24 protein-coding genes, 1 tRNA gene and 3 pseudogenes are annotated in these 24,496 nt (G+C 65.5%); 6 read left to right on the top strand and 22 right to left on the bottom strand.

Going from position 1 to position 24,496, the window contains the following annotated elements:
- Position 1: 1 nt before the first annotated feature.
- The 12 genes and pseudogenes from AXZ77_RS03030 to AXZ77_RS19465 form a co-directional block, all read right to left on the bottom strand.
- Positions 2 to 895 (bottom strand): carbon-nitrogen hydrolase family protein, encoded by an 894-nt coding sequence (locus AXZ77_RS03030; protein ID WP_098412419.1) that lies wholly within the window; start codon positions 893 to 895, stop codon positions 2 to 4.
- Between the two features lie 8 nt (positions 896 to 903).
- On the bottom strand, positions 904 to 1,485 hold the full coding sequence (locus AXZ77_RS03025; protein WP_098412418.1) for a GNAT family N-acetyltransferase: 582 nt from the start codon (positions 1,483 to 1,485) through the stop codon (positions 904 to 906).
- Positions 1,485 to 1,568: pseudogene (locus tag AXZ77_RS19235) on the bottom strand (isopropylmalate/homocitrate/citramalate synthase); the annotation flags it as partial. The gene AXZ77_RS03025 and the pseudogene AXZ77_RS19235, both read right to left, overlap by 1 nt.
- Before the next feature lie 5 nt (positions 1,569 to 1,573).
- Positions 1,574 to 2,845, bottom strand: coding sequence for an RNA-guided endonuclease TnpB family protein (locus AXZ77_RS03020; protein ID WP_218000462.1), 1,272 nt, complete (start codon positions 2,843 to 2,845; stop codon positions 1,574 to 1,576).
- Positions 2,835 to 3,470: an IS607 family transposase gene (locus AXZ77_RS03015; RefSeq protein WP_098409974.1), complete on the bottom strand. Its 636-nt coding sequence runs from the start codon at positions 3,468 to 3,470 to the stop codon at positions 2,835 to 2,837. Before AXZ77_RS03015 ends, AXZ77_RS03020 begins: the two co-directional genes overlap by 11 nt.
- 51 nt (positions 3,471 to 3,521) lie before the next feature.
- Positions 3,522 to 3,848 (bottom strand): annotated as a pseudogene (locus AXZ77_RS03010) (nuclear transport factor 2 family protein); the annotation flags it as partial.
- 4 nt (positions 3,849 to 3,852) lie between these two features.
- Complete coding sequence (locus AXZ77_RS03005) at positions 3,853 to 4,305, bottom strand: low molecular weight phosphatase family protein (protein WP_075775991.1); 453 nt, start codon at positions 4,303 to 4,305, stop codon at positions 3,853 to 3,855.
- A 4-nt stretch (positions 4,306 to 4,309) separates the two neighbouring features.
- On the bottom strand, positions 4,310 to 4,786 hold the full coding sequence (locus AXZ77_RS03000; RefSeq protein ID WP_078521735.1) for a UPF0262 family protein: 477 nt from the start codon (positions 4,784 to 4,786) through the stop codon (positions 4,310 to 4,312).
- Entirely contained in the window at positions 4,786 to 6,099 is a 1,314-nt protein-coding gene (hisD, locus tag AXZ77_RS02995) for a histidinol dehydrogenase (RefSeq protein WP_098409972.1), read from the bottom strand. Before hisD ends, AXZ77_RS03000 begins: the two co-directional genes overlap by 1 nt.
- A gap of 137 nt (positions 6,100 to 6,236) precedes the next feature.
- Positions 6,237 to 6,716, bottom strand: coding sequence for a DUF2948 family protein (locus AXZ77_RS02990; RefSeq protein ID WP_098409971.1), 480 nt, complete (start codon positions 6,714 to 6,716; stop codon positions 6,237 to 6,239).
- A 51-nt stretch (positions 6,717 to 6,767) separates the two neighbouring features.
- A complete protein-coding gene (gene murA / locus AXZ77_RS02985; RefSeq protein ID WP_083077647.1) occupies positions 6,768 to 8,036 on the bottom strand; it encodes a UDP-N-acetylglucosamine 1-carboxyvinyltransferase in 1,269 nt (422 codons plus the stop codon).
- A gap of 1 nt (position 8,037) precedes the next feature.
- Positions 8,038 to 8,208, bottom strand: a complete 171-nt coding sequence (locus tag AXZ77_RS19465) for a hypothetical protein (protein WP_165756964.1) — start codon at positions 8,206 to 8,208, stop codon at positions 8,038 to 8,040.
- 118 nt (positions 8,209 to 8,326) lie between these two features.
- On the opposite strand from AXZ77_RS19465, the gene AXZ77_RS02980 reads away from it, so the two are divergent.
- Together AXZ77_RS02980 and AXZ77_RS02975 are read left to right on the top strand one after the other, a co-directional pair.
- Positions 8,327 to 8,401, top strand: a tRNA-Thr gene (locus AXZ77_RS02980).
- Between the two features lie 185 nt (positions 8,402 to 8,586).
- The gene (locus tag AXZ77_RS02975) at positions 8,587 to 9,219 is read left to right on the top strand and encodes a surface lipoprotein assembly modifier (RefSeq protein ID WP_255266397.1); all 633 of its coding nucleotides are present in this window, start codon (positions 8,587 to 8,589) and stop codon (positions 9,217 to 9,219) included.
- A gap of 106 nt (positions 9,220 to 9,325) precedes the next feature.
- Here the strand turns inward: AXZ77_RS02975 and AXZ77_RS02970 are convergent.
- A pseudogene (locus AXZ77_RS02970) lies at positions 9,326 to 9,585 on the bottom strand (TAXI family TRAP transporter solute-binding subunit); the annotation flags it as partial.
- Between the two features lie 59 nt (positions 9,586 to 9,644).
- Complete coding sequence (locus AXZ77_RS02965; RefSeq protein ID WP_098409969.1) at positions 9,645 to 10,901, bottom strand: RNA-guided endonuclease TnpB family protein; 1,257 nt, start codon at positions 10,899 to 10,901, stop codon at positions 9,645 to 9,647.
- Positions 10,902 to 10,927: 26 nt separating this feature from the next.
- Here AXZ77_RS02965 and tnpA point away from each other — a divergent pair, with 26 nt between their 5' ends.
- Complete coding sequence (gene tnpA, locus AXZ77_RS02960; protein ID WP_141536208.1) at positions 10,928 to 11,332, top strand: IS200/IS605 family transposase; 405 nt, start codon at positions 10,928 to 10,930, stop codon at positions 11,330 to 11,332.
- Between the two features lie 352 nt (positions 11,333 to 11,684).
- Positions 11,685 to 12,719 (top strand): AbrB family transcriptional regulator, encoded by a 1,035-nt coding sequence (locus AXZ77_RS02955; protein ID WP_255266396.1) that lies wholly within the window; start codon positions 11,685 to 11,687, stop codon positions 12,717 to 12,719.
- Between the two features lie 8 nt (positions 12,720 to 12,727).
- On the opposite strand, the gene AXZ77_RS02950 is transcribed toward AXZ77_RS02955, so the two are convergent.
- From AXZ77_RS02950 to AXZ77_RS02930, 5 genes are all read right to left on the bottom strand, one after another.
- Complete coding sequence (locus AXZ77_RS02950; RefSeq protein WP_246831640.1) at positions 12,728 to 13,363, bottom strand: hypothetical protein; 636 nt, start codon at positions 13,361 to 13,363, stop codon at positions 12,728 to 12,730.
- Positions 13,364 to 13,415: 52 nt separating this feature from the next.
- Entirely contained in the window at positions 13,416 to 13,550 is a 135-nt protein-coding gene (locus AXZ77_RS02945; protein WP_078521743.1) for an aa3-type cytochrome c oxidase subunit IV, read from the bottom strand.
- A 61-nt stretch (positions 13,551 to 13,611) separates the two neighbouring features.
- Positions 13,612 to 14,106, bottom strand: coding sequence for a DUF6173 family protein (locus AXZ77_RS02940; protein ID WP_098409966.1), 495 nt, complete (start codon positions 14,104 to 14,106; stop codon positions 13,612 to 13,614).
- Positions 14,103 to 15,155, bottom strand: a complete 1,053-nt coding sequence (locus tag AXZ77_RS02935) for an MBL fold metallo-hydrolase (protein ID WP_098409965.1) — start codon at positions 15,153 to 15,155, stop codon at positions 14,103 to 14,105. The genes AXZ77_RS02940 and AXZ77_RS02935 overlap by 4 nt, the downstream gene beginning before the upstream one ends.
- Positions 15,152 to 16,843: an acyl-CoA dehydrogenase gene (locus tag AXZ77_RS02930; protein ID WP_098409964.1), complete on the bottom strand. Its 1,692-nt coding sequence runs from the start codon at positions 16,841 to 16,843 to the stop codon at positions 15,152 to 15,154. The genes AXZ77_RS02935 and AXZ77_RS02930 overlap by 4 nt, the downstream gene beginning before the upstream one ends.
- Before the next feature lie 114 nt (positions 16,844 to 16,957).
- Here AXZ77_RS02930 and AXZ77_RS02925 point away from each other — a divergent pair, with 114 nt between their 5' ends.
- Positions 16,958 to 17,920, top strand: coding sequence for an L-threonylcarbamoyladenylate synthase (locus AXZ77_RS02925; protein WP_098409963.1), 963 nt, complete (start codon positions 16,958 to 16,960; stop codon positions 17,918 to 17,920).
- A 76-nt stretch (positions 17,921 to 17,996) separates the two neighbouring features.
- Here AXZ77_RS02925 and AXZ77_RS02920 read toward each other — a convergent pair whose 3' ends face one another.
- Positions 17,997 to 18,557: a YqgE/AlgH family protein gene (locus AXZ77_RS02920; protein WP_078521749.1), complete on the bottom strand. Its 561-nt coding sequence runs from the start codon at positions 18,555 to 18,557 to the stop codon at positions 17,997 to 17,999.
- Between the two features lie 173 nt (positions 18,558 to 18,730).
- On the opposite strand from AXZ77_RS02920, the gene AXZ77_RS02915 reads away from it, so the two are divergent.
- Complete coding sequence (locus tag AXZ77_RS02915) at positions 18,731 to 19,588, top strand: protein-disulfide reductase DsbD domain-containing protein (protein WP_098409962.1); 858 nt, start codon at positions 18,731 to 18,733, stop codon at positions 19,586 to 19,588.
- A 16-nt stretch (positions 19,589 to 19,604) separates the two neighbouring features.
- Here the strand turns inward: AXZ77_RS02915 and AXZ77_RS02910 are convergent, their stop codons facing one another.
- Both AXZ77_RS02910 and AXZ77_RS02905 read right to left on the bottom strand, forming a co-directional pair.
- Positions 19,605 to 22,973 carry an efflux RND transporter permease subunit gene (locus tag AXZ77_RS02910; RefSeq protein ID WP_098409961.1) on the bottom strand — a complete coding sequence of 1,123 codons (3,369 nt, stop codon included), beginning with the start codon at positions 22,971 to 22,973 and terminating at the stop codon, positions 19,605 to 19,607.
- A gap of 1 nt (position 22,974) precedes the next feature.
- On the bottom strand, positions 22,975 to 24,435 hold the full coding sequence (locus AXZ77_RS02905) for an efflux RND transporter periplasmic adaptor subunit (RefSeq protein ID WP_098409960.1): 1,461 nt from the start codon (positions 24,433 to 24,435) through the stop codon (positions 22,975 to 22,977).
- Positions 24,436 to 24,496: the final 61 nt, after the last annotated feature.

The following is a 24,496-nucleotide window of genomic DNA, read 5'->3' as shown; positions in this document are numbered from 1 at the left end:
GTCAAGGCTGGGCGGGGTTTTCCGAGGCGATCCGGATTATTTGGGCCGCTTCGGACTGCTCGGACCAATGTTTGAAGGGCAAAACGGTTCCTGCGGTGCGGCTTTGCGCGACGCGATCCAAGTCCACCGTCGCGAAGGTCCAGCCGGGTGAGTCGGGCGCCCCTTCGGCCACGATCCCGCTTTCCGGCCAGAGCCCGTCGGGTGGCGCGAAGATCGCAGCCGTGCCGCGGTTCTCGTCCACAGCCGGACACCAGAGCGCGTCGCCCACGGTGGGCGCCTGCACGGTCACGCATTGGTTTTCCAGCGCGCGCGCCATCGCGCCGATCCGCACCCGATTATAGCCCGCGAACGTGTCGGTGCAGGAGGGCACGAGGATGATCTCCGCCCCCGCCTCGGCCAGCGCGCGCGCCAGCAGGGGGAATTCGCTGTCGTAGCAGATCGTGACGCCGATCTTGCCGAGCGCGGTGTCGAAGAGCACCAGCCCCTCGCCTGCATCGACATGCCAGATCTCGCGCTCGAACCGCGTCATGATCACCTTGTCCTGATGCCCGATCAGCCCGCCGGGGCCGAACAGGCTCGCTCGGTTGACGCGCTTGGTGCCGTCGATGACGGGTCCGGAGGGGGCGAGAATATGCAAGCCATGCTCCGCCGCGAGGTCGGCGAACAGCGCTTCCATGTCCGCCCGCAGCCCGGCCACATGGACCAGCGCGGCTTCCAGATCGCCCGCGACCTCTGCGCCGCCGAGGCTCGCCAGTTCCATTGCGCCATATTCGGGAAAGACCAGAAGCTGCGCGCCCTGCCCTGCGGCCTCGGCCACCCAAGCCGCGACCTTCGCCGCATAGCCCGCCCAATCCTCGAACCAGTCGAGCGGATAGGCCGCCGCCGCGATCGTCACCTCGCGGCTCACAGCGTGCGCCCCCAGAATTGCAGCGCCTTCTCGGTCTGGCTCTTCTCACCCAGATCGGTCCATTTGAACCGAGCGATCACGCCCTCCATCGGCGCATAGCCGCGCTTGCGCCAGAACCCGTCGAGCGGGCGATACGCGGCAGGTTTGAGCCGATGATCGTCGGGCCGGATCACCGAGCAGAAGACCGAATGGCTGCGCCCCAACTCGCGCGCATGGGCCTCGCGGTGGTCGAAGAAGGCGTGACCCAGCCCCTGCCCGCGATAGTCGGGCAGAAGGACCGACTCGGCACAGTAGAACACGTCTTCCAGTTTCAGCCCGGTGCTTGCGAACGGTGCGGCGAAATCACCGGCGTGATCTTCAAGCGGCGTGCCCGTCGCGGCGCCCACCAGCGTCGCCCCGTCGAAGGCACCGACGACCACGGCGGCCTCGCTCTCCCGATAGCTCTGGATATAGCGCCGCTCATAGTCGAGCGATCCATCGTAGATGTAGGGCCAGTCCCGAAACACCGCGATCCGCAGCCGCGCCACGTCGTCGAGCGCCGCATCCAGCGCCTCTCCGGTCAGCCGCCGCACCTCCATCATGAGACCTGCGCGATCCAGTCGGCGAGGTTGTAATAGGTGACGACGCGCGTGATCTTGCCCTCGTCGAGCGTGAAGAACGCCGCTTTCATGGACCTGATCTTTTCTGATCAGGTCCATTTTCCTGCTTCATCGTGGCCGGTTTCACGACAGGATCAGTCCCGCCGCCAGAGCCTTCCACTCCACAAGCTGACACCGGACGGACCTTGAGGTCCTCGCTACCGGCCAGATTCTTGAGGTTGATCGCCGCATTGATGTCGCGATCGTGCTGCGCGCCGCAATTGGCGCAGGTCCATGAGCGGACCGAGAGCGGAAGAAGTTCCGCTTTGGTGTGACATGCCGAACAGATCTTGCTGGACGCAAAGAACCTGCCGGCGGCAACAAGAATGCCACCAAGGCGCGCGAGCTTGTAGCTCAGCTGCCGACGGAACTCGAAAAACCCCATATCGGAAATGGCGCGGGAAAGATGCCGGTTCGCCATCATGCCGCGAACATTGAGGTCTTCGATGACCACTGTGCTGGCTTCACGCGACAGCTTGTTAGTGAGCTTGTGCAACCCATCGTGGCGGATGTTGCGGATGCGTGCATGGAGCTTTGCAATCCGGGCACGAGACCGTGCCCGATTTTTCCCGCCCTTTTGTTTTCGCGCATGAGATCTCTGCAGTCGTGCGAGCCGCTTCAGGTTGCGACCCAAGGATTTTGAACCGGAGAACTTGCGGCCGTCGCTCAAGGTGGCCAGATCCGTAACGCCGAGATCGACGCCGATGACCGCCCCTTCGGGGCGAGGTGTAAAGCTGTGATCGATCTCAACCGCAATCGCCGCGAACCACCGGCCCGCCTCCCGCGAGATGGTGACGGATTTCAAGGTTGGATTCATGTCGGAACCAAAGCGCAGGGCCTCCCGCATAGACACCCAGCCAATGCGCGGCAGTTTCAGGCGTCGCCCTTCGACACGGAATGTCCCGGGGCCATTGTCCGGCCGAAAGCTCTCACGACAGAGATCTTTTGCTTTGAAGTTGGGATAGCGGGAGCGCCCCTCGAAGAACCCCTTGAACGCGGCACCAAGATTCTTGATAGCCTGCTGTGGAACCGCTTTGGGCGCATGCAGCATCCAGGGGTATTCAGCCCGCTTGATGGCATTGAGTTCGCGTCGCAGCGCAGCCTCGGAAGGCTTGGGCAGGGAATTGTTTTCGCAATGCGCGGTATATTGGGATTTCCATCGGTCGAGAGCCCAGTTCCAGCTGAACCGGGCGATGCCGGCGCATTGCGCAAACAGTGCGTCCTGCGCCTTGTCTACATCGAGGGCGATGCGGTGAACTGTCATGATCCGGGTAGAGATCGCTGCTCCATCAAGTGCCATCATCGCCCCCTTCGGCCGCGGCCTTGATGTCTGCGATCAATTTCGCACTCTTGCGGGAGCGCGCACCGTAGAGCCGTGCGCTGAACACCGTGACGATCTCAAGCACGTCCCGGGCAAGATCCTCTTCAAAGCTGGTGTCTTCGCCCTGGTTCAGGATTACGACCTCGACGTTCTTCGCCTCACAGATCGCGAAGACGAGCTCGGCGCCGAAGCGCAGCAAACGATCCTTGTGAGTGATGACCAGTCGGCCGACGCGATCCTCGACAATGTCTTCGAGTAGGCGCTTGAGGCCCTTCTTGCGATAGTTCATGCCAGAGCCGAGATCGGTGAGCACCTCGTAGGTCCAGCCCTGCCCGGCGCAATAGGCCTCGAGAAGCTGCGCCTGGCGCTCCAGGTCAGGTTTCTGGTCATGGGAGGAAACGCGTGCGTAGGCAACCGTGCGCCGAGCAGCGTTATCCTGCTGCCGATGGAGCTCCGGCTGAAGTTTGGCGAGGTCATAGCGGCGCCGCCCACCCTCGGTTACGAGGTCGGGTTTGAGCTTGCCGCTCTCATCCCATCTGCGCAAGGTGAGCGGAGTCACGCCCAGGGCCTTTGCGGCCTCGCCAATACTTACAAGCCTCTTCATCATTTCGATAATATATGATGCGAAAAGTATAAGTCAAATGGAAGCTGTTAAAGCCCCCGCCGGCAGAACATAGCTTTGCCCATGCGCCTCGGGCAGCCAGTCATCGGTTTCCAGATAGACGCCGTTCACGATGAACTCCGCCGCCGCCCGCGTGCCTGAGTCATTGGCCATGATGACCATGTCGGTCAGCTGCTCGCGATAGCAGCGGCTCATATGCTTGTTGAATTCGCGGAACGCCTCGATCCCGTGGCGGATCTTTCCCTCGTTCACATGATGCGCGAAAGGCTCGCCCAGCTGGGCCTCCATCCCTGCCGTATCGCCTGTGTTGAAGGCGTCGTAGTAACGCGAGATCGTGTCGAGAGTGCGGGCGCGCGGCATGGGCTTACTCCTGAGGCGGACCGAAACGGTCGATGAGATGGCGGCGGATCTGGTCGCGGGTGTCGCGATAGGCGGCAAGCTTGGCCTCGCGCGTCTCGCCGATCCCGGTCGGATCGAGGATCGGCCAGTATTCCACGTCGAGATGGAAGAACCGGGTCAGCTCCAGCGCCTGACGCTGCGAGGCGGGCGAGAGCGCGATCACTAGGTCAAAAGCCGACAGATCATCACCCCATTCCTGCAGCTCGGTGAAAGAGCGCGCGCGGTGACGCTCGAGATTGACGCCGATCTCGGCCATCACCGCGATGGTGAAGCCGTCGATCTCCAAATCGGCCTTCACGCCCACCGACTGCACGTAACATTCGGTGCCGTAGAATTTCTTCATCATCCCCTCGGCCATCGGGGAGCGCGTGGAGTTATGATCGCACGCAAAAAGAACGGAGTTGGGGATCTCGCCCATCCGTTTACCTCGGGGCGAGAACGGCAACGAGGGTGAAGAGGCGCCGCGCCGTGTCGATGTCAATCTCGGCCTTGCCTTCGAGACGCTCCTGCAAGATGCGCGCGCCTTCGTTATGGATGCCGCGCCGGGCCATATCGATCGCTTCGATCTGGCTGGGCGGCAGTTTCTTGACCGCCTCGAAATAGCTCTCGCAGATCTGGAAATAATCCTTCACCGCCTGCCGGAACGGGCCGAAGGACAGATGAAACTCCGCCACTTTCGCGCCGCTCTCGGTTTCGGTGTCGAAAACCAGCCGCCGGTCGCGCACGCCAAGCGTCAGTGCGAACGGCCCTTCGGGTGCAGGTTGCCCGTCGCGGCCCGGGATGTTGAAGCTGTTATCCTCGAGCAGATCGTAGATCGCGACCTTGCGCTCCTGCTCGATCTCGGGCGAGGGCGCGGGCAGCCCGCCCGTGTCCAGCTGGATATGCGAGATCCGGGCCATCACCCCTCCCCTTCGTCATTGAGCGCATCGAGCCGCGCACGCACCGACAGCCCATGCGCCTCTAGGCTTTCCGATTTCGCCAGAACCTCGGCCGAAGGGCCGATCGCCTTCAGCGCGCCGGGCGTCATCTTCGCCAGCGTCGTGCGCTTGATGAAATCCATCACCGACAGGCCCGAGGAAAACCGCGCCGAGCGCGCCGTGGGCAGAACGTGGTTCGGCCCGCCAATGTAATCGCCGATCGCTTCGGGCGTGTAGGCGCCAAGGAAGATCGCGCCGGCATGGGTGATCGCTTCGGAGAGCCAATCGGGATCGGCGACGCACAGCTCCAGATGCTCGGGGGCGACCCGGTTCGACAGCTCGGCCGCCTCCATCAGATCGCGCGCGACGATCACCGCCCCGAAGTCACGCCAGCTCGCACCTGCAATCGCACGGCGCTCCAGCGTCTCGAGCCGTTTCTCGACCGCCGCGACGACCGCCTTACCGAAAGCCTCGTCGGTGGTGATCAGGATCGCCTGTGCGCTTTCGTCATGCTCGGCCTGGCTCATCAGGTCGAGCGCGATCCAATCCGGGTCACCCGTGCCATCCGCGATCACGAGGATTTCCGACGGCCCCGCGATCATGTCGATGCCCACGCGCCCAAAGACGCGCCGCTTGGCCGCCGCCACGAAAGCGTTGCCCGGCCCGGTGATCTTGTCGACCGCCGTGATCGTCTCGGTCCCGTAGGCCAGCGCAGCAATCGCCTGCGCGCCCCCCATCCGGTAGACCGTATCGACGCCCGCCAGTTGCGCGGCCAGCAGCACCAGCGGGTTCACCGCCCCGCCCGGCGTCGGACAGGCCACCACCAGACGCTCCACGCCCGCGACCTTTGCCGGGATCGCGTTCATCAGCACCGAAGAGGGATAGCTCGCCAGCCCGCCGGGCACATAGAGTCCCGCCGCCGAGACCGGCCCCCAGCGCCAGCCAAGTTCCGCCCCGCTCGCGTCGATCCAACGCGCGTCATGGGGCATCTGGCGCTCGTGATAGGCGCGGATACGCTCGGCCGCCAGTTCCAGCGCCGCGCGCTCCTCGGCGGGCACTTTCGCGACCTCGGCCTCGATCTCTTCGGGAGCAAACGCCAGCGTCTCGGGCGTCAGCTCCAGTCGGTCGAATTTGGCGGTCAGCTCGATCAGTGCCGCATCGCCCCGCTTGCGGATATCCGCGATGATCCCGGCCACGACAGCATCCACATCGGGGCTGTCCTCGCGCTTCATCCCCAGAAGTTCGACAAACCGGGCCTCAAAGCCCTCTTCGCGCGTGTCCAGAAAGTGCGGCATCGACAGTCTCCTATTGCGCTCTTCGGATTAGAGACTCCCGCCCTGCCCCGCAAGCGCGACCCTGCCCCCAAGGGCAATTCCACTTCGACTTGGCGTAAATATCCCCGCCGGAGGCATCTCCGGCGGCAAAACGCGGCTCACTCGGGATGATGCGGCACCTTGCCGGAGGGCGCCCGATAGGGACGTTCGACATCGCGCAGATCGACATCGAGACATTCGACATCGGTCGCCAGCGCGCCATCGCCCGCCAGCGTCAGGGTCACGCGACCAGCGCCGTCTTCGGCCTCTTCAAAGGTGATATCGAGGATCGAAAGCACCACGTCGCGATCCGAGCGATCGATCCCCATGCTTGCGACATGGGTGACGTCCGAGATCACCAGCAGCGACCGCACACGCTCATAGGGGCGCTTCTCGGCCTCGGCCTGCGCCTTATCCTCCCAGCGGAACCGGTTGATCAGCAGCGCCAGCCGCCGGGACTTCGCCTCCCAGGCGATCTCGGTGATCGGCAGCACGGCATCCTGCACCAGCGCCGCGATCACGGAGAGGTCGTCGCGGGTCTCGGCGCGCAGCGCAATCGCGCCTTCGCCGCCCTCTTCGAATTTCGCATCACGGGTCATTGGGTCACCTCTGCATTCGATATGGGGAAGACGGCGGGGATTGCCAGCCGATCAATTCGCTTTCACGCGCTCGATATGCGCTCCGACGCCCGCCAGTTTCTCCTCGACGCGCTCATAGCCGCGATCGAGGTGATAGACACGGCTGACGACGGTCTCGCCTTCCGCGGCCAGCCCTGCGAGGATCAGCGACACGGAGGCCCGCAGGTCGGTCGCCATCACCGGCGCGCCTTTGAGCTTCTCGACGCCATGGACCGTCGCATGACCGCCATGGACGTCTATATTCGCCCCCATCCGCACCAGTTCAGGCGCGTGCATGAAGCGATTCTCGAAAATCTTCTCTTCCAGAACGCTGGTGCCCTCGGCGGTGCAAAGAAGCGCCATCATCTGCGCCTGAAGATCGGTCGGGAAGCCGGGGAACGGCTCGGTCGTTACGTCGACCGCGCGGATGCGGCCATTCTTGCGCGCGACCTTGAGGCCGGTATGGGTCTGCTCGACCGAGATGCCCGCCGCGTCGAGTTTCTCGCAGAAGCTCTCCAGCAGATCGATTCGACCGCCCAGGCACTCCACCTCGCCGCCGCAGATCGCGGGTGCGAGCATATAGGTGCCGAGCTCGATCCGGTCGGCGACCACCGGGTGAGTCGCGCCGTGCAGCCGATCCTTGCCCTCGATCACGATTTCAGAGGTGCCGTCGCCCTCGATCTGCGCACCCATCGCACGCAGGCATTTCGCCAGATCGACGATTTCCGGCTCGCGGGCTGCGTTCTTCAGCACGCTCGTGCCCTTCGCGAGCGAGGCCGCCATCAGGAAGTTCTCGGTCGCGCCAACGGACGCAAAGCGCATCTCGTGGGTGGCGCCTTTCAGCCCGCCCTTCGCTTCGGCATGCAGATAGCCATCCTTCAGCTCGATCTCCGCCCCGAGCGCCGCGAGCGCGTCGACATGGATATCCATCGGGCGCGCGCCGATCGCACAGCCGCCGGGCAGCGACACGACCGCATGGCCCAGACGTGCCAGCAGCGGCCCCAGCACCAGATTCGAGGCGCGCATCTTGCGGACGATTTCATAATCCGCGACCGGGTTGATCTCGCCATGACACGAGGTCGCCAGAACCTTGCCATCCTGCAGCGCAGTCACTTCCGCGCCGAGGCTCGCCAGCAATTCGGTCATCGTGCGGATGTCCGACAGGCGCGGCGCATTGGTCAGGGTCAGCGGCTCATCGCTGAGCAGCGTGGCCGGCATCAGCGCGAGACAGGCGTTTTTCGCCCCCGCGATCGGGATTTGGCCGGAAAGTGGCCCGTTGCCGCGTACGACGATGCTGTCCATGTCAACTGCCCTCGGATTCGTTGTTATTCGGCGGCTTGGATTCGGATTTGCGGGCGCGCGCCTGCGCCTTGCGCCGCTGCAGATTCGCGCGCAGCGCCTGCGCCCGACGCTCTTCGCGGCTCAATTCCGCATCGCGGGACGTGCCCGATCCATCTTTCTTTCCGCCTGTCATGGCGCCTCGTTTAACCCGCCTGTGAAATCCTGTCGAGAGAGAGCAAGATTTGCCCTTGCACCCCCGCGCGATTGCGTCTAAATCCCCGCCACGGTCGAAGCGACGGACCGAAACCGGCGCTGCTGTAGCTCAGCGGTAGAGCACTCCCTTGGTAAGGGAGAGGTCGAGAGTTCAAGTCTCTCCAGCAGCACCACTTCCCCTTTTAGCAGAACTATCCGCGACAAGTCCCTAACGGGCTCGTTTCGCATGTCTTGAACCAAAGCGCCCCGCAGCCTCGACCGGTGAGCGGGTTACCACATCCACCCCGCGCTCGATTGGCGGCTTCGCCTGCGCGGCGCGGTGTCGGGAAACTGGTATTCGCCGAAGGAACTGCGCTTCGTGAAGCCGAGCCTTTCGGTGCGCTACGACCGTCTCATCGCAGGGGCGCCCTGGGGCGCGACCATCGAGGTCGGGCGCAGTTTCTATGCCGCGGCACCGGGACAGACGCGATCCGATGCGACCGATACGAGTCTCAGTCTCGACCGCCACTGGCGCCTCGCCCATGATGCGAACCTCACGGTCATCGGCTCCGTCACGCAAAGCCGTTTCGAAGAAAAGCGCCACCTAAACGGGCCGCGCTACGCGCTCAATCTGGGCTACGACCGGGCCATTTGGCGAAGGTCACGAGTCGACCTCGGGTTGCAGCTTGAGCGCGCGGATGTGCGCAGCGACTATCAAAGCTACACGCGCGCGGCCCTGACCGCCGGAGCCAGCCGTCGCCTCACGAAAAGGCTGAGCGCGAAGCTCTCTGCGACCGTGGGCCTGCGCGATTTCGATGGCGACTTTCCTCTGTTCGGGAAGGCGCGAATGGATCGCGATATTTCCCTCACCGCCTCGGTCGGCCTGGACCGCTTCAAGGTGATGGGCACGACGCCGCAGCTAAGCTGCACCGCGCGCCGCAACCGGTCGAACGTCTCGCTCTACAGCTATCGTTCGCTCGATTGCGGCGTGCATTTCATAAGCCGGCTCTAAGAGCGTCTTCTTCGCAGAGACCCAATTCCACGACCCGTGCGACGACGGTATTGGTCGTGCGAAGGCCGAATTTCTCGCGCAGGTTCCGCAGATGCATATTCACCGTCGAGACCGAGAGGCCCAATGCGACGGCCAGCTCCCCCCGGCCTTGCTGCAGCAGGTTCAGGTTCTCGACCGACGCCTTCGTCAATTGCACCTGAACGCGCACGCCCTTCATGTTCTCGCCGTAGACTTCGGACAGCGCCACGCCGAGCGGATAATACACGCCCGAGGCGCCCCGGTCAGGATATTGATGAAGGCTTCGGCCTTGGCAACGGGTGCGCTCAATGCAACCGCCCCCGCGACGAGCTTGATGTTCTGGAACATCCTTTCCTCCCATATATGAACCTCCCCCACCAATCCCGTAGGTTGGAAGGGGTTTCGGATCAGGCGGCTGCCTGATCCCCGACCGTCCCGGCCGGGTTGATTGTTTCCGCGTTCTGGCGATGGCGGCTCTGCGCGAGCCCCCACCGCAACAAAACGAGGGCCGCGGCCTCATCTCTCCCGAGATGGCAGCCGCAGTCGCAATCGTGGCGGCGTTCCGCGAGCGTCTTCTTCCGCAGCGCGCCGCAGTCCGGGCAGCGCTGTGACGGCTTCAGCTCTCGCGTCTTCGCCTCAAGGAACTCCGCACCAGCTTCTTCCGCTTTGTATCGGAGCATGTTCAAAAACCCGGCCGGGGCCGTGTCCAGGATCGATCTGTTCAGGCCCGCCTTCTGGGCCACATTCCGGCCCGGCGCCTCCGCGGTGCCGCGGACCGAGCCGGTCATGTTGCGCACCGCCAGCGCCTCGGTTGCGATCAGGCGGTGCCGCCCGGCGATCCGCGCACTCGTCTTGTGCAGGAAGTCCTTCCGGCGCGCGGCAATCTTCGCATGGCGTCGCGCCAGATCGCGACGATGCTTTTGCAGCGCCCGCCGGGAAATCTTCCGCGCCCGGGCCGCGGCCGAGAGCCGGCGCTGCTCGGCCTTGAGGCTCTCGGCCTCGAGGTCAAGGTGACGCGGGTTCGGGACCTCCTCGAAGGTGCCATCCTCATGCGCGAGCGTGGCGAATGTCGAGACGCCCCAATCGAGCCCCGCGGCCGGTCCCTCGGCCGGCGCGCGCTCGGCGCAACCGGTCTCTACGACCACGTTGAGCATCCAGCCATGAACTGTTCGGGTCACATCGGCCTTGAGCACGCGGCCTGGCGTGCGCGCGACGCCCCGCATCCGCATGCGCCCGATGCCGAACAGAGTGGCGTGGCCGTGGCGACCGCCGTCGCGCATCTCGACCCTGAAGCCGTTGCCATGCTGCTTGTAGCCCCAGCCGCGGAAGCGCGCGGCGCTCTTGAAACGCGGAAAGCCCGGCGCACCGCCCGCGCGCAGGCGGCGGAAGAAGGCCTGGAAGGCGAGATCCAGGCGCTTCAGAACGATCTGGGCCTCATGGGTGTGGACGAGCCCGCGCCAGCCCTCGAGCCCCATGCGGATTTCCTTCAGCGCCTTCTCCTGATCGGAGCGCGTGATCCGGGTCTCGCTGCGCCGCCAGGCGCCGATCCGCTCCTCGAGCGCGGCGTTCCACAGGTCTTTCAGCAGCAGGTGCTTGCGCCATAGCGCCGCCTCCTGCGCGGGCGACGGGTAGAGCTTGAAGGAGAGGGATCGAGTTGCGGTCATGGCGTGATTATTATATTGGTTCCTACATGTCGGATCAATCCTATAGCCGTACGAACAATTGCGTTTTCAGCCTCCACTACTATATGGTTCTGGTAACGAAGCGGCGCCGAGCAGTGCTGACGGACGAAATGCTGCGAGCGGCCGAGATCGCGATCCGTGAGCGCTGCGATGTTCGCGGCGGGGCGCTGGAGGAGTTCGGCGCGGAGGCCGATCACATCCATATCCTGTTCTCGCTGCCGCCCGCCGAGGCGGTCGCTGATTTCGCGAATGCGGTGAAGACCACGACGTCGCGGCGGCTCCGAAGAGACTTCCCGAGCCTGAAGCGCCTCGGCGGCGCCCTCTGGTCGCCGAGCTATTTCGTGAGCAGTTGCGGTGGAGCGCCGCTGGAAACGATCAAGGAATATGTCCGATCGCAAGAGCGACCGGACTGACCTCACCAGCCCGAAGGGCTCCCCCACCAATCCCGTAGGCTGGAAGGGCTTGTGGTGAGGCCTTTGGGTCATTGCCCGCAAAGAGATGCGGGGCCGCCTCCAGAGTGACGCGTTTTGCGCACGGATCAATTCAATTCACGTCGATGAAACGAGAAAGCGGAGAATTCTCCGCTTGAGGTGAAGGCGGGCCCGACCGACCGAAATTTGCTCTACTGGGCAGAAGTTGCGGATTTCGCTGGGCGCTTGACGCGCATCACCCTATCTGCTCGGAAGCACCTGATTTCCATCTTCAAAGCCCCCTATGCGCTCATCGCCTCCCTTCCGATACGCCCCCGACCGCTGGCCCCCTGCATTGCGCTGGGCCGTCCTCCTCGCAGGCTCCGCGCTTCTGGCCTTCGCGCTGAGTCTCGCGCATCTCTCGGCGGCGCTTCTTCTGGGGCCGATGGCGGTCGCGATCGCGCTTGCCGCGAGCGGCGGGGCGGTGCGGCTGCCGCCTCTGGGCTTCATCGCGGCGCAGGGTGTCGTGGGCGTGATGATCGCCTCGAAGCTTCCCGCCTCGATCCTGCCCGAGATCGCCCGCGACTGGCCGATCTTCCTTGCCGGGACGCTCTCCACCGTGCTGGGGGCGAGCGTGCTCGGCTGGGTGATGGCGCGTGCGGGCGGCTTGCCCGGCACGACGGCGATCTGGGGCTCCTCCCCCGGCGCGGCGACCGCGATGACGCTTATGTCGGACGATTACGGCGCTGACATGCGGCTTGTCGCCGTGATGCAATATACCCGCGTCGCCTGCTGTGCGATCGCCGCAACTGCCGTCGTGCAGATTTTCGGCGTGGCGCAGGCGAGGGATGTCGGCGCGGCACTCGCCGAGCAAGGCCCGATGGACTTCTTCGCCGCGGTCGAGACGCTCGCGCTCGGGATCGGGGCGGCCTTTCTGGGCGTGCGGCTGCGCATTCCGGGTGGCGGGCTGCTGCTGCCGATGGCCTTCGGCTTGATCGCGAGCGCCACGGGCCTTCTGGAGATCACCCTGCCCCAGACCGTGCTCGCAATCAGCTATGCGGTCGTCGGCTGGGGGATCGGGATGCGCTTCACCCGCGCCGTGCTGCGCCATGCCGCAAGGCTGCTGCCACGCATCCTCGGCTCGATCATCGCGCTGATCGCGCTCTGCGCCGCCTTCGCGATGGGATTGGTCTATTTCGCCGGGATCGAGCCGGTGACCGCCTATCTCGCCACCAGCCCCGGCGGAGCGGATTCGGTCGCGATCATCGCAGCGGGCACGCAGGTCGATGTGCCCTTCGTCATGGCGATGCAGATTGGCCGCTTCCTGCTGGTGCTGATCGCAGGTCCCGCACTCGCCCGCGCATTGTCACGCAGGCGAGGCGATGCCTGAAGGCCCGGTCAGTTTCTGAACTGGGTGTCGCCGTGATTGTAGGGCTGCTGCTGGATCATCAGCACGCCGGAATTGTCGTCGGGATCGTTGTCGTAGTGATCCTTCTCGGTCACGCCCGGCAGCTGCCCGAACGCCTTCGACAATTTCAGCGGCGAGAAGGTGAAGGGCACCTTGTCGTGCAGCCACGGCATGTCGCGCAGCGCGCTCGATACCGAATCCGCGCACATCATCTTGTTGACCGAACCGTTGCGCTCCACGCGGGCCATCAGCTGATCGGCCTGCGCCATCGTGATCGGAAGCTTCTGGGCCCGCACATACCAGCTCTCGCGGGCATGATAGTCGATGTAGAATTTCCGCATCTTCTCGGTAATGCCGAAATGCACATCGTGGCGCTCGGGCGCCCAGGGATGATTCCAGGTGCCTGCCGGATCGAAGATGATCCGCTCGCGCCCGTTGATCAGCAGCGCCGAATGCCCACCCGACCCGGTATTGGTCGAGATCACGGTGTAGAGCGTAACCGAAGGCGGCTCGTCGGAAACATAGCGATATTTGGCGACCTCGGCATCCGAGGCATAGATATTATCCGCCCCGCAGCCAGCCAGAAGAAGCGGCAGCATCAGACAGACAAGAAGCACGCGCATCATCTGCCCGATCTCCCGTTCCCAAGCGTGTCTTTTTCAGCCGCCGCCGGTCGCGTCAGCCGCCTACGAGAGCGAGAAACACCAGAAAGCAGATGATCACAATCACCGAAATCGTGACGAAGCGAACAAAACCGCTGAATGTTCTCTCCTGATCACGAATGTCCATATTGCCCGGTTTATACTCGGCCATTGCGCGTTCTCCCTTTTGCGCTGTCTCCCAGAGGGAAAACTAGCCGAGCCGCGACAAGCTGTCACGCCTCGTCTTGAGGCTTCGCGCTGTCGGACGCATTTTCTTGCTCCAGCGCGCGGGCGAGCCGGAAGCCGATCCGGCGCGGCGCTTCGTCCGCAGCCGGTTTCGGCTGGGCGATCAGCATCACGTTGAGCTGGTTTACATGCTGGATGAGCTGCGTGCGCGCACCGTATTCGTCGGTGCCGTAGAAGGTGAGGATGTCGGGGTCGAAAAAGCCGATCCCCTCGATCTGCAGCACCCCCGCCTCGCCGCCGGTGAGGCCAAGCACGACCTCCTCGTCTTCCTGCAACTGCTCTTCAAAGTTCTGGATATAGAGCAGGACCCGTTCATAGGCCCATTGCGCCGGGCTCTTATCCTCGGGCCGTCCGCGGGCCAGTTCGGGCGGAAGCGGTTTGACCTCGGCAGTCTTCGGCGCGTTCTCCGAGGTATGCACCACCTTCGCATTCGGAAGGGCGGCTTCCTCATGGGCTTCGGCGGTGGTGCGTATCTCGGTCATTTCAGGCTCCAGAGCCAGGCGCCGTCCTCTCGCAAGGTGCGGCTCACCTCCCCTTTGTGCCAAAGATGGTTGAGATGCGCCATCGCTTCGACCATCGCGAGCCCGTGGGTGCTCTCGTCGATCTGGCGTTTGAACAGCGGCGGGAAGCACTCGCAGGCGGTACGCGGGGTGTCGAGGTGCTTGCGCAGACGTTTCAGCGCGCCCTCGTGGTTCTCGATCATCTGACGCAGCCGCAGCGGCAGCCCGGTGAAGGGCAGCTTGTGGCCGGGCAGCACGAGGTGGCGATCCTCCGCGATCTCGGCAAAGCGCGCGCAGGAGGTCAGCCAATCGGCCAGCGGATCGGCCTCGGGTTCGGTCGCATAGACGCCGAGATTGGCCGAGATCGAGGGCAGAAGCTGATCGCCGCCAAGAACCAGATCGTCGTCGAGGCTCCACAGCGTCGCATGTTCGGGCGCGTGCCCGTCGCCCATCTTCACCGCCCAGCGCCGCCCGCCGAGGGTGATCTCGTCGCCCTCCACGATCCGGGTGAAGCCAAGCGGCAGCGCGTGGACGCAATCGGCAAAGTTGAAGGGCCGTTCGTTGGCGCGCTTGTCCAGAAGCGCCGGGTCCATCCCGGCGCGCCGGTAATAGGTCAGCGTCTCGGCCACGGGCCGATCCTGCGGATCGAGTTGCAGCATCCGCGCAAACAGCCACGAGGTCCGGGTCGTGATCAGCTCCGCGCCCTGCTCCTGCAGCCAGCCCGCCAGCCCGATGTGATCGGGGTGGTAATGCGTCACCAAGACCCTGGTGACCGGCTTGCCGCCCAGCGGGCCATCCATCGCCGCCTGCAGCGCCGCGCGGCATTTGCGCGTGTCGATGCCGGGATCGACCAGCGCCCAGCCATCGCCCTCATCGAGCGCGAAGCAATTGACGTGATCGAGCGCCATCGGCAGCGGCAGACGGATCCACATCACCCCGGGCGCGACCTCGACCGCTCCGCCCGGCTCGGGCGGCTCCGCCCAAGGGTAGCGGATGCCATTCGTCGACACGGGAGCGCCGTCGCCCCTCATGCCTCGAGATCTTCGACGCTCAGCGCGTAGAGCCCTTCCGCCCCTTCCTTGGCCTCGGCCAGCGAGGCCGCATAGGCGGGCATCAGGCGGCGGATATAGACGGCGGCCAGATGCCCGCGCGCGGAATCGCGGCCCTCGGCCATCGCGGCGCGCAGGTGGTAATAGCCACCCAGCACCCGCGCGAAAGCGTCGAGATAGGGCACGGCCCCCGCGAAGCGGTCCTGCATGCCCTGGCTGACCATCCATTCGGTATGCTCGCGCAGCTCCTCGGCGGCCTGCCAGACGTCTTCGGCCAGCACCGGGAAGGCCTCGCGCGCGCCCTGCGCCTCGTCCTCGATCTCCTGCAGCAGACGGAAGGCGGCCTTGCCCTCGTCCATCATCTTTCGGCCCACAAGGTCCATCGCCTGAATGCCGTTAGTGCCCTCGTAGATCGTGGTGATCCGCACATCGCGCAGATATTGCGCGGCACCGGTTTCCTCGATGAAGCCCATGCCGCCATGCACCTGCACGCCGGTCGAGGCCACGCGGATGCCCATATCGGTGCCGTAAGCCTTCGCGATCGGCGTCAGCAGCGCCGCGCGGGCCTGCCAGTTCGCATCATTCGTCGCGCGCCCCATATCGATCGCGACGCCACAGGCCAGCGCGATCGAACGCGCCGCGAAAATCTCGGCCTTCATGCCCGCCAGCATCCGGCGCACATCGGCATGCTCGACGATCGGCGCAAACTGCACCCGGTCCTTCGCATAGGCCAGCGCCTGCTGATAGGCGGCCTCGGCCACGCCGATGCCTTGCGCACCCACGTTCAGACGCGCGTTGTTCATCATCGTGAACATCGCGGCCATGCCCTTGTTCTCTTCACCGACCAGCCAGCCGGTCGCGCCCTCATAGCTCATCACACAGGTGGGCGAGCCGTGGATGCCCAGCTTGTGCTCCAGCGAGACCACTTTCAGCGAATTCGCCACGCCCGGCTTGCCGTCGGCGTCCGGGATCAGCTTCGGCACCATGAAGAGGCTGATGCCCTTCGTGCCGGGGGCCGCATCGGGAAGACGCGCCAGCACGAGATGGCAGGTATTCTCGACGCAGTCATTGTCGCCCCAGGTGATGAAAATCTTCTGCCCCGAGATCGCATAGGTGCCGTCATCGTTCGGCACGGCCTTCGTCGTCAGCGCGCCGACATCCGAGCCCGCCCCCGGTTCGGTCAGGTTCATCGTGCCCGACCATTCGCCCGAGATCAGCTTGGGCAGATAGAGCGCCTTGATCTCGTCGGAGGCGTGATGCTCCAGCGCCTCGATCTGGCCCTGCGTCAGCAGCGGGCTGAGCTGCAGCGACAGGTTCGCGCCCGAGAGCATATCGTTGAAACCGACATTGAGCGCCTGCGGCAGGCCCATCCCGCCATGCTCCGGGTCCGCCGCGATGCCGATCCAGCCGCCCTCGGCCAGCGCCGCGAAGGCCTCCTTGAAGCCAGCAGGCGAGCGCACAACGCCGTTCTCGAGTTTTGCGGGCGTCAGATCGCCATCGCGATTGGTCGGCGCGATCACCTCGTCGCACAGTTTGCCGCCTTCGGTGAGGATCGCCTCGACCATATCGGGGGTCGCCTCGGCGAACATCTCGGTAGCCGCGACCGGCGCAAGCGGCACGACGTGGTCGAGGATGAAGCGAATATCGGTGACGGGGGAACGGTAAGTCATGGGTCTCCTCCGGGCAGCTTGGCAATTGCCACGCGCGCGTCTATGTCCTGTCGGGTTGCCGATACCCTACCGCAAGGGCAGCCCCCTTCAACTCCAACGCTGCGTCACGACTGCATGAGCCAAGACACGAAACTCCTTTCCGCCGATGCCGAGGGCTATGCGCAGGCAGCCGCCTTGCTGCGCGCGGGCGAACTGGTCGCGATGCCGACCGAGACGGTCTACGGGCTTGCAGGTGATGCGCGCAACGACCGCGCGGTGGCCGCGATCTTCGCGGCGAAGGGGCGTCCGAAGTTCAATCCGCTGATCGTGCATCTGCCGTCGATCGAAGCGGCGGAAGAGATCGCCGTGGTCTCCGACGCCGCACGCCATATCGCCGCGCGTTACTGGCCGGGACCGCTGACGCTGGTCCTGCCGCTGCGCCCAGAAGCCGGGCTCTCCGATCTGGTGACGGCCGGGCATGACACGGTCGCGATCCGCCTGCCCGCGCATCCGGTCGCCCGCGCGCTGCTGACCGAATTCGGCGGCCCTCTGGCCGCGCCCTCGGCCAATCCCTCGGGCAAGATCAGCCCGACCACCGCGCAGCATGTGATGGACGGGCTCGGCGGCAAGATCGCGGCGGTGATCGATGGCGGCCCCTGCGAGGTCGGGGTGGAATCCACTATCCTCGCGCTCGACCCGCCCGCGCTGCTGCGCCCCGGCGGGGTCGCCGCCGAAGAGGTCGAGGCACTGATCGGCCAGCCCCTGCCCACCGGCGGCGACGCGGCCAAGCCAAACGCGCCGGGGCAGCTCAAATCGCATTACGCGCCGGGCGCCGCGGTGCTGTTGGACGTGACCGCGCCGCGCCCGGATGCGGTCTGGATCGGTTTCGGTGGCGATTGCCCGACCGCCGATCTGAACCTCTCGCCCACGGGCGATCTGACCGAGGCGGCGGCGAACCTCTTCGCGATGCTGCGCAAGGGTGACGCGCTCGCCCAAACGCGCGGCCTCACCACACTCGCCTTCGCCCCGATCCCGGAAACCGGCCTCGGCCGCGCGATTAACGACCGCCTGCGCCGCGCGGCAGCCCCGCGCGACTGATCGCCTCTTCGTTTTGGCTTAAATATCCCGGGGGTGAGGCGCGGACGCGCCGAGGGGGCGGAGCCCCGATCAGCCCTCAGGCATGACCCGCCGCAGCAGAAAGCGTTCGCGGGTCGATCCCCATGCCCTCGAGCGCGCGCACCCATTTGGTCTCATGCTCGGCATCGAGCGCGAGGTCGGCATCGCTGTCAGCGGTGAGCCAGCCATTGTCGAGGATTTCTTCCTCCAGCTGACCCGGTCCCCAGCCCGCATAGCCCAGCGCCATCAGCGCCTGGTTCGGGCCGCGCCCCATCGCGATATCTTCGAGAATGTCGCGTGTGCCGGTCATCCGCAGCCGGTCGGTGACTTCCATCTGGCCCTCGCCGGTCGTCCAATCGGGTGAATGGAGCACGAAGCCGCGCCCGGTCTCGACCGGACCGCCAAAGAGGATCGGCTGATCGAAGCGGATATCCGCACCGGGCCGTTCGATATCGAGGCTTTCGAGAAGGTCCGAGAAGGCGGGCGTCGGCAAGGGTTTGTTGATGATCAGACCCATCGCACCCTCATCGGAATGGGCGCAGACGGCGATCACCGAATGCTCGAATCGCGGATCCCCCATACCGGGCATCGCGATCAGAAACTTACCTGTCAGGTCCATCTCGCTCCCCTTCGCAGTTGCATCCCATCTCTATTCAAGGTGGCGCGAGCGGCGCGTCTATTCAAGCCAGACGCAGGAATTGTTTCGCATTGCGGCGCGCCGGGACAAAATGTTGCACGCTTCTGTCGCGTTTGTGACTTCTGAACGTGCAGGGAAGCGACTAGGTAAGACATATGACACGTTTGTTACCAGCCATGGGGATCCTGCTCGGCTGCTGCCCGCTCGGCGTGGCGGCGCAGGAAGCCGTAGCACAGATCGCAGCACAGGAGCAGGTCGCGCCGCAAGACGCGTCCATGCCCGCACTGCCGACGCCTCCGGGGCTGGAGCAGGCGCAGCTGCGCGCAGGCGGAAAAGGCGCCAACGGCACCCGCATGGCGGCGCTGGAAATCGCGCTCGCGCCCGGCTGGAAAACCTATTGGCGCTCGCCCGGCGATGCGGGCATCCCGCCGCATATCCAGTTCACCGGATCGAGCAACCTCGCCTCGGCCGTGGTTCACTGGCCTGCGCCGGAAGTCTTCCTGTCCTCCGGCATGCGCACCGTCGGCTATCACGATGGCGTCGTGCTGCCGATTTCGGTGACGCCGAAAGATCCGGGCAAGCCGGTGCAGTTGAAAGCCGATGTGATGATCGGGATCTGCGACAATATCTGCGTGCCGGTCAGCCTGCACCTGCAGACCGAGGTCACCGGAGACGGCACGCCCGATCCGAAAATTCAGGCGGCGCTCGCGCGTGAGCCGCGCAAGATCGCCCCGCAGACGCGCTGCGAGACAGAGCCAATGAAGGATGGGGTCCGGCTGACGGCGCGGGTCGATCTGCCGCCCGCGATCGGCACGGAAAACGCGCTTCTGGAACTCGCCTCGCGCCCGGTCTGGGTCTCCGAGGCCGACAGCCATCGCGAGGGCGATACCCTCGTGACCAGCGCCGACTTCGTGCCGCCGGACGCGAAGCCCTTCGACCTCGACCCCAGCGATCTGCGCATCACCGTGCTCTCGGATCGCGGCGCGGTCGAGATCATGGGCTGCACCGAGTAATCAACTCTCTCGGAGGTCAGGCTTCCGGCGGCGGTCTGTGGCGGATATGGCCGCGCAGCAGCCGGGGCGCGATCAGCCCCGCCCCCATCGCCACCATCCCCGCGATCAGCGCGAAGCCTCCGAAGGCGGGCATCAGCGCCTGACCCTCCCACATCGCGCGCCCCAGCGTGAGCGCGAAGCCCACGACCATCAGCGCCGCGACGCCGGCCAGCACGCCACGCAGCCGCACGACCCGCACGCCGTGACGCACCGCCTGCACCTGCCGCCCGAAATCGAGCTGCACCGCGAGCACTGCGGGCACGACCAGCAGCACGATGATCATCCCGAAGCCCAGCCCGTAGACCAGCGTGATCACCGTGGATTTCAGGAACAGGGCCGAGCTGGATTGCTCGTAGAGAAGCGGCGCAAGACCCAGAACCGTCGTCAGCGTCGTCAGCAGCACCGGGCGCAGACGGTCGGCGACCGCATCGACGATCGCGGGCACGATCCCGCGCTTCTCGGCGTATTCGTCGACCGTAGAGATCAGCACGATCGCATCGTTGATGATGATCCCGATCATCCCGATCCCGCCGACCACGGCGAACATCGACATCGGCAGGTTCCAGACATAGTGGCCCCAGATCGCGCCGACTGCGCCGAAGGGGATCACCGACATCACAACGATCGGCCGCGTCCAGCTCGCGAAGATCCACGCGAGCACGATGTAGATGCCGATCAGGCACATAATCAGACCGATCAGCGCGTCGCTCATGAAGTCGCGCTCCTGCTCGGCCTGCCCGGTGAGCGTATAGGCCACGCCGCGTTCCTCGGCGATGCGCGGCAGGATATCGTCGGAGATGCGCGCGAGGATCTCGTTGGCCCGTGCGGGATCGTCCTCGGAGACATCGCCCGTGACCGAGACCTGCCGCACGCCATCCTCGCGCCGGATCGTCGAGAAGCCCGTCTGGCTGCGCACCGAGACGATGTCGGCCAGCGGCACCCATTCGCCGCCGGGCGCGCGCAGCTGCATCCGGTCGATGAAATCGGCGGCCAGCTCTTCCTCGGGCAGTTCCACACGGATCGTGGCCGAGCGCACCCCGTCGGGGAAGCTCGCAGCCTCGGTGCCGTTCAGACGCGCGCGCAATTCACGGCCCAGCGTCGCGATGTCGAAGCCCAGCGCCTCGCCCTGCGGGGTGAGATCGAGGATCAGCTCCTGCTTGTCATAGGCGAGGTTGTCCTCCACCGCCGAGACCTCGGGGAATTGCGCAAGCTGCGTCTTCAGGTCTTCGGCGGCGTCTTTCAGAATCCGCGTCTCGTTGCCCGAGAACTGCACCGCGATCCCGTCCCCGGCGCCGCCGGAGCGGAAGCGGCGGAAGCTGATCTCTTCGACCAGCGGCAGGCGCGGCGTCTCGGCCTGCAGCCGCGAGACGAAATCGAAGCTGGAATAAGGCCGGTAATCGGGATCGATCACCTCGATCGAAAGCGAGCCGAGGAGATCGGCATCCTTGGTATCGGCAGAGGCCAGCCCCCGCCCCGATGCGCCGCCGATCTGCCCGATCGCGTATTCGACGGGGTTCACGCCGTATTCGTCCTCGAATTCCTTCGCGACCTTGGTCACGGTCGCCTGCATCGTGCGCATCATCTCTTCGGTGTCGGCCCGGGTCGCGCCCTCGACCATCGAGAATGCGCCGTTCACGGTGGACTGCTCGGGCGGATTGAAGAAGCGCCACTGCACCTTGCCCGACATCACGAAGCTGACCTGCCACAGCAAAAGCGCGATCGCCGCCGCGATCACCGGGTAGCGCCCGATGACGATCAGCCGGGTGAGCGGCTTCATCACCACGCGGCGGAACCAGTCGAGCCCGCGGTTCACCTGCCGCGAGGGCCAGTCGTACCACTTGCCCTCAGAGGTGTGGCGCAGCGCGTGGCTCATGTGGTTGGGCAGGATCACGAAACACTCGATCAGCGAGGCGGCGAGCACCGCGATCACCGTGTAGGGAATATCGACGATCATGTTGCCCATGCGCCCGCCGATCACCGTCAGCCCTGCGAAGGCGATCACGGTCGTCAGGGTCGAGGCGAAGACCGGGGCGGCCATGCGCCGCGCGCCATTCTCGGCGGCGAGCACCGGATGCTCGCCCAGATGTCGCGCGCGGAAATCGGCATGCTCGCCCACCACGATCGCATCATCGACCACGATCCCCAGCGTCAGGATGAGCGCGAAGATCGAGATCATGTTCAGCGTCATGCCGGTGAAATACATCACCGCCAGCGCCGCAGCCATCGAGGTCGGGATCCCCATCGCCACCCAGAAGGCCGTGCGCGCGTTGAGGAACAGGAACAGCAGCACCAGAACGAGGCTCAGCCCCAGCACCCCGTTGCCTACCAGCAGATCGAGGCGCTGCGTGATGGCGTCGGACCGGGTGCGCACCAGATCCATCGAGGTGCCCGCAGGCAGCGTCGGCTGCATCTGGTCGATCACGCCTTCGACCTTGTGCTGGATCGCGATCGCATCGCCCGCCGCCGAGCGCGCGACGTTGATCACCACCGCCGCGTTGTCGCCGACGAAATAGGCTCGGTTCCGGTCGCCGCCTTCGACACGGATATTGGCGACATCGCCCACGGTTAGCTGCGAGCCATCCGGTTCGGTGCGGATCACGAGGTTCTCGATCTCGGGCGCGGAGCGGCGCTCTTCGCCCGTGCGCACGCGCGTGGCGCCGCCCGCCACTTCGCCTGCCGGATCGGTATTCGCCTCAGCCGAGATCACGTCGATGATCTGGGTCAGCGTCACGTCATGGGCCATCATCGAGACGGTCGGCACTTCGACGACCGTTTCGGGGGCGGCGATCCCGGCAAGCGAGGTGCGCGTGACGCCCTGCTGATAGAGCCGCACCACCGCCTCGTCGCCCAAACGGCCCAGCTGCTCCGGCGAGAGCGGCCCGGTGATCACCAGATCGGTCACCGTGTCGCGCCAGACGCCGCGCGCCACTTCGGGCTCCTCCGCGCCTTCGGGCAGATCGCCTGCCGAGGCCAGCGCGTTCTCGACATCATTGACCGCGCGGGACATGTCCCAATCGGGTTCGAAATCGAGACTGATGCGCGCCGAGCCTTCCGAGGCGCGGCTGTCCGAGGCTTCCACCCCCTCGACCGAGATCAGCGAGGGCTCCAGCACCTGAACGATGGCGCGGTCGACCTCTTCGGCCCCGGCCCCGTCCCATTTCACCGAGACGGTGATCGATTCCTCGACCGAATCCGGGAAGAACTGCGCGCGCATCCGCGGCAGGGCGACGAGCCCCGCGCAGAGCATCACGACCAGCACGATATTCGCCAGCGTCGCGTGGCGGGTGAAGAGGCCGATCAACCCGCGGGCGGGCGGCAGCTCTCTGGGATCGAGGCCAGACGCCATCTCAGCCTCCGATCCGGGATTCGAGCTTCTCGACGGTGGCGACGGGCACCTCGTCCTGCTTCAGCTCGGCAAGGAAGCGTTTCTTGGCATTGTCGGGCATCGCGGTATTCGTCTCGACGAAGCTGACCAGCTTGGCGCGGCGCTCGGGATCGAGTTTGATCGTATCGGGCGCGGTGGCCGCCTGCGGCTGACCGGGGCGCATCGGGCGCAGCTTGATCCCGCGGCCCAGAAGTGGCGTGCGCTCGGCGACGATCTCGGTGCCGGGCGCGAATTTGGCGCGGATGATGACGGCATCGCCCTGACGGCGTAGCACGGTGACATCAGCGCTTTCCAGGCGATCCTCGGGGCCGAGCACGAGAACGGTGCTATCCGCGTCCACCGCCGCAGCAGGGATTTCCGCGACATTCTCGAGCGCGGGCTCTTTCAGGCGGACGGTCACGAAATCGCCCGGACGCAGATTGCCCAGACCGTCGGTGACGCGCGCGAACAGCAGGCGCCCCGTCACCCCGTCATCGACCGCCGCCGAGACGCGCGAAAGCTCGGCCTTGGCCGTCAGCGTCTCCTCCCCCGCGACCAGTTCCACCCCCACGGGCAGATCGCGCAGCGCGCCCCGATCGTCGGTCAGGCGCGCGAATTGCGCGGTTGAGACGCGGAAGGCGATTACCAGCGCGTTGGGATCGATCAGCTTGCCCAGCATCTCGTTATTCGACACCAGCCCGCCCGCGACCGCGTTCACCTCGGCCAGCCGCCCCGAGAATTCGGCGCGAATTTCGGTATCGGCCAGTTTGCGATCGGCTTCGGTCAGGCTGATCTTGGCGCGGGTCAGCGAGGTGCGCGCGGTATCGAGCTGCGCCTGCGCGGTCGACAATGCCGAGCGGCGGTTCAGCACCGCCTGATCGGCCGCCGAGGCCGCCAGTTCCGAGGTCTCGAGATTGGCCGCCGAGCCAACGCCCCGCTCCGAGAGCGAGCGCTGCCGGTCGAGCGCCTTGAGCCGCAAGTCCGCCTGCCGCTGCGCCGCTGTCACATCGTCCTTCGAAATGGCCAAAGCGCGCTCCGCCTGCGCAAGCGCGGCCTCTGCCTCGGCCACGGTCGCCGCGGCGCTGTCGCGCGCCGCCTGCGCCTCCGCCGGGTCGAGCTTGACCAGAAGCTCGCCCTTCTCGACCTCCGCGCCATCCTCGAAATCGGGGGCAAGCTCGACAATCGTGCCCGCCGCCGAGGCGCGCAACTCAAGCTCGCGGGTCGAGCGCACCTCGCCATAGGCGGTCAGCACCGGCGACATCGTCTTGAAGGTGACAGGGATCACATTGGCCGCAAAAACCCGTTCGCGCGCGGTGGGCGCACGCCCGCTCTCGGCATTGCGGGCCTGCATCGCCTGAAAGATCGAGAAGCCGCCCATCGCCAGCAGGCCGACGGTCAGCGCCAGAAGAAACAGCCCCATCAGGGAGCGGGTGAGAAAGCGCATGGCGTCTCCGATCTGTCGTCAGTGCTGCGGGCGCTCGCAATTGCCCACGGTCGCGCGATTT

This window comes from Thioclava sp. ES.031 (genome assembly GCF_002563775.1).
GTDB lineage: Bacteria > Pseudomonadota > Alphaproteobacteria > Rhodobacterales > Rhodobacteraceae > Thioclava.
Note: the sequence above shows the minus strand (reverse complement) of the source record. Positions and strands in the feature narration are given on the sequence as shown.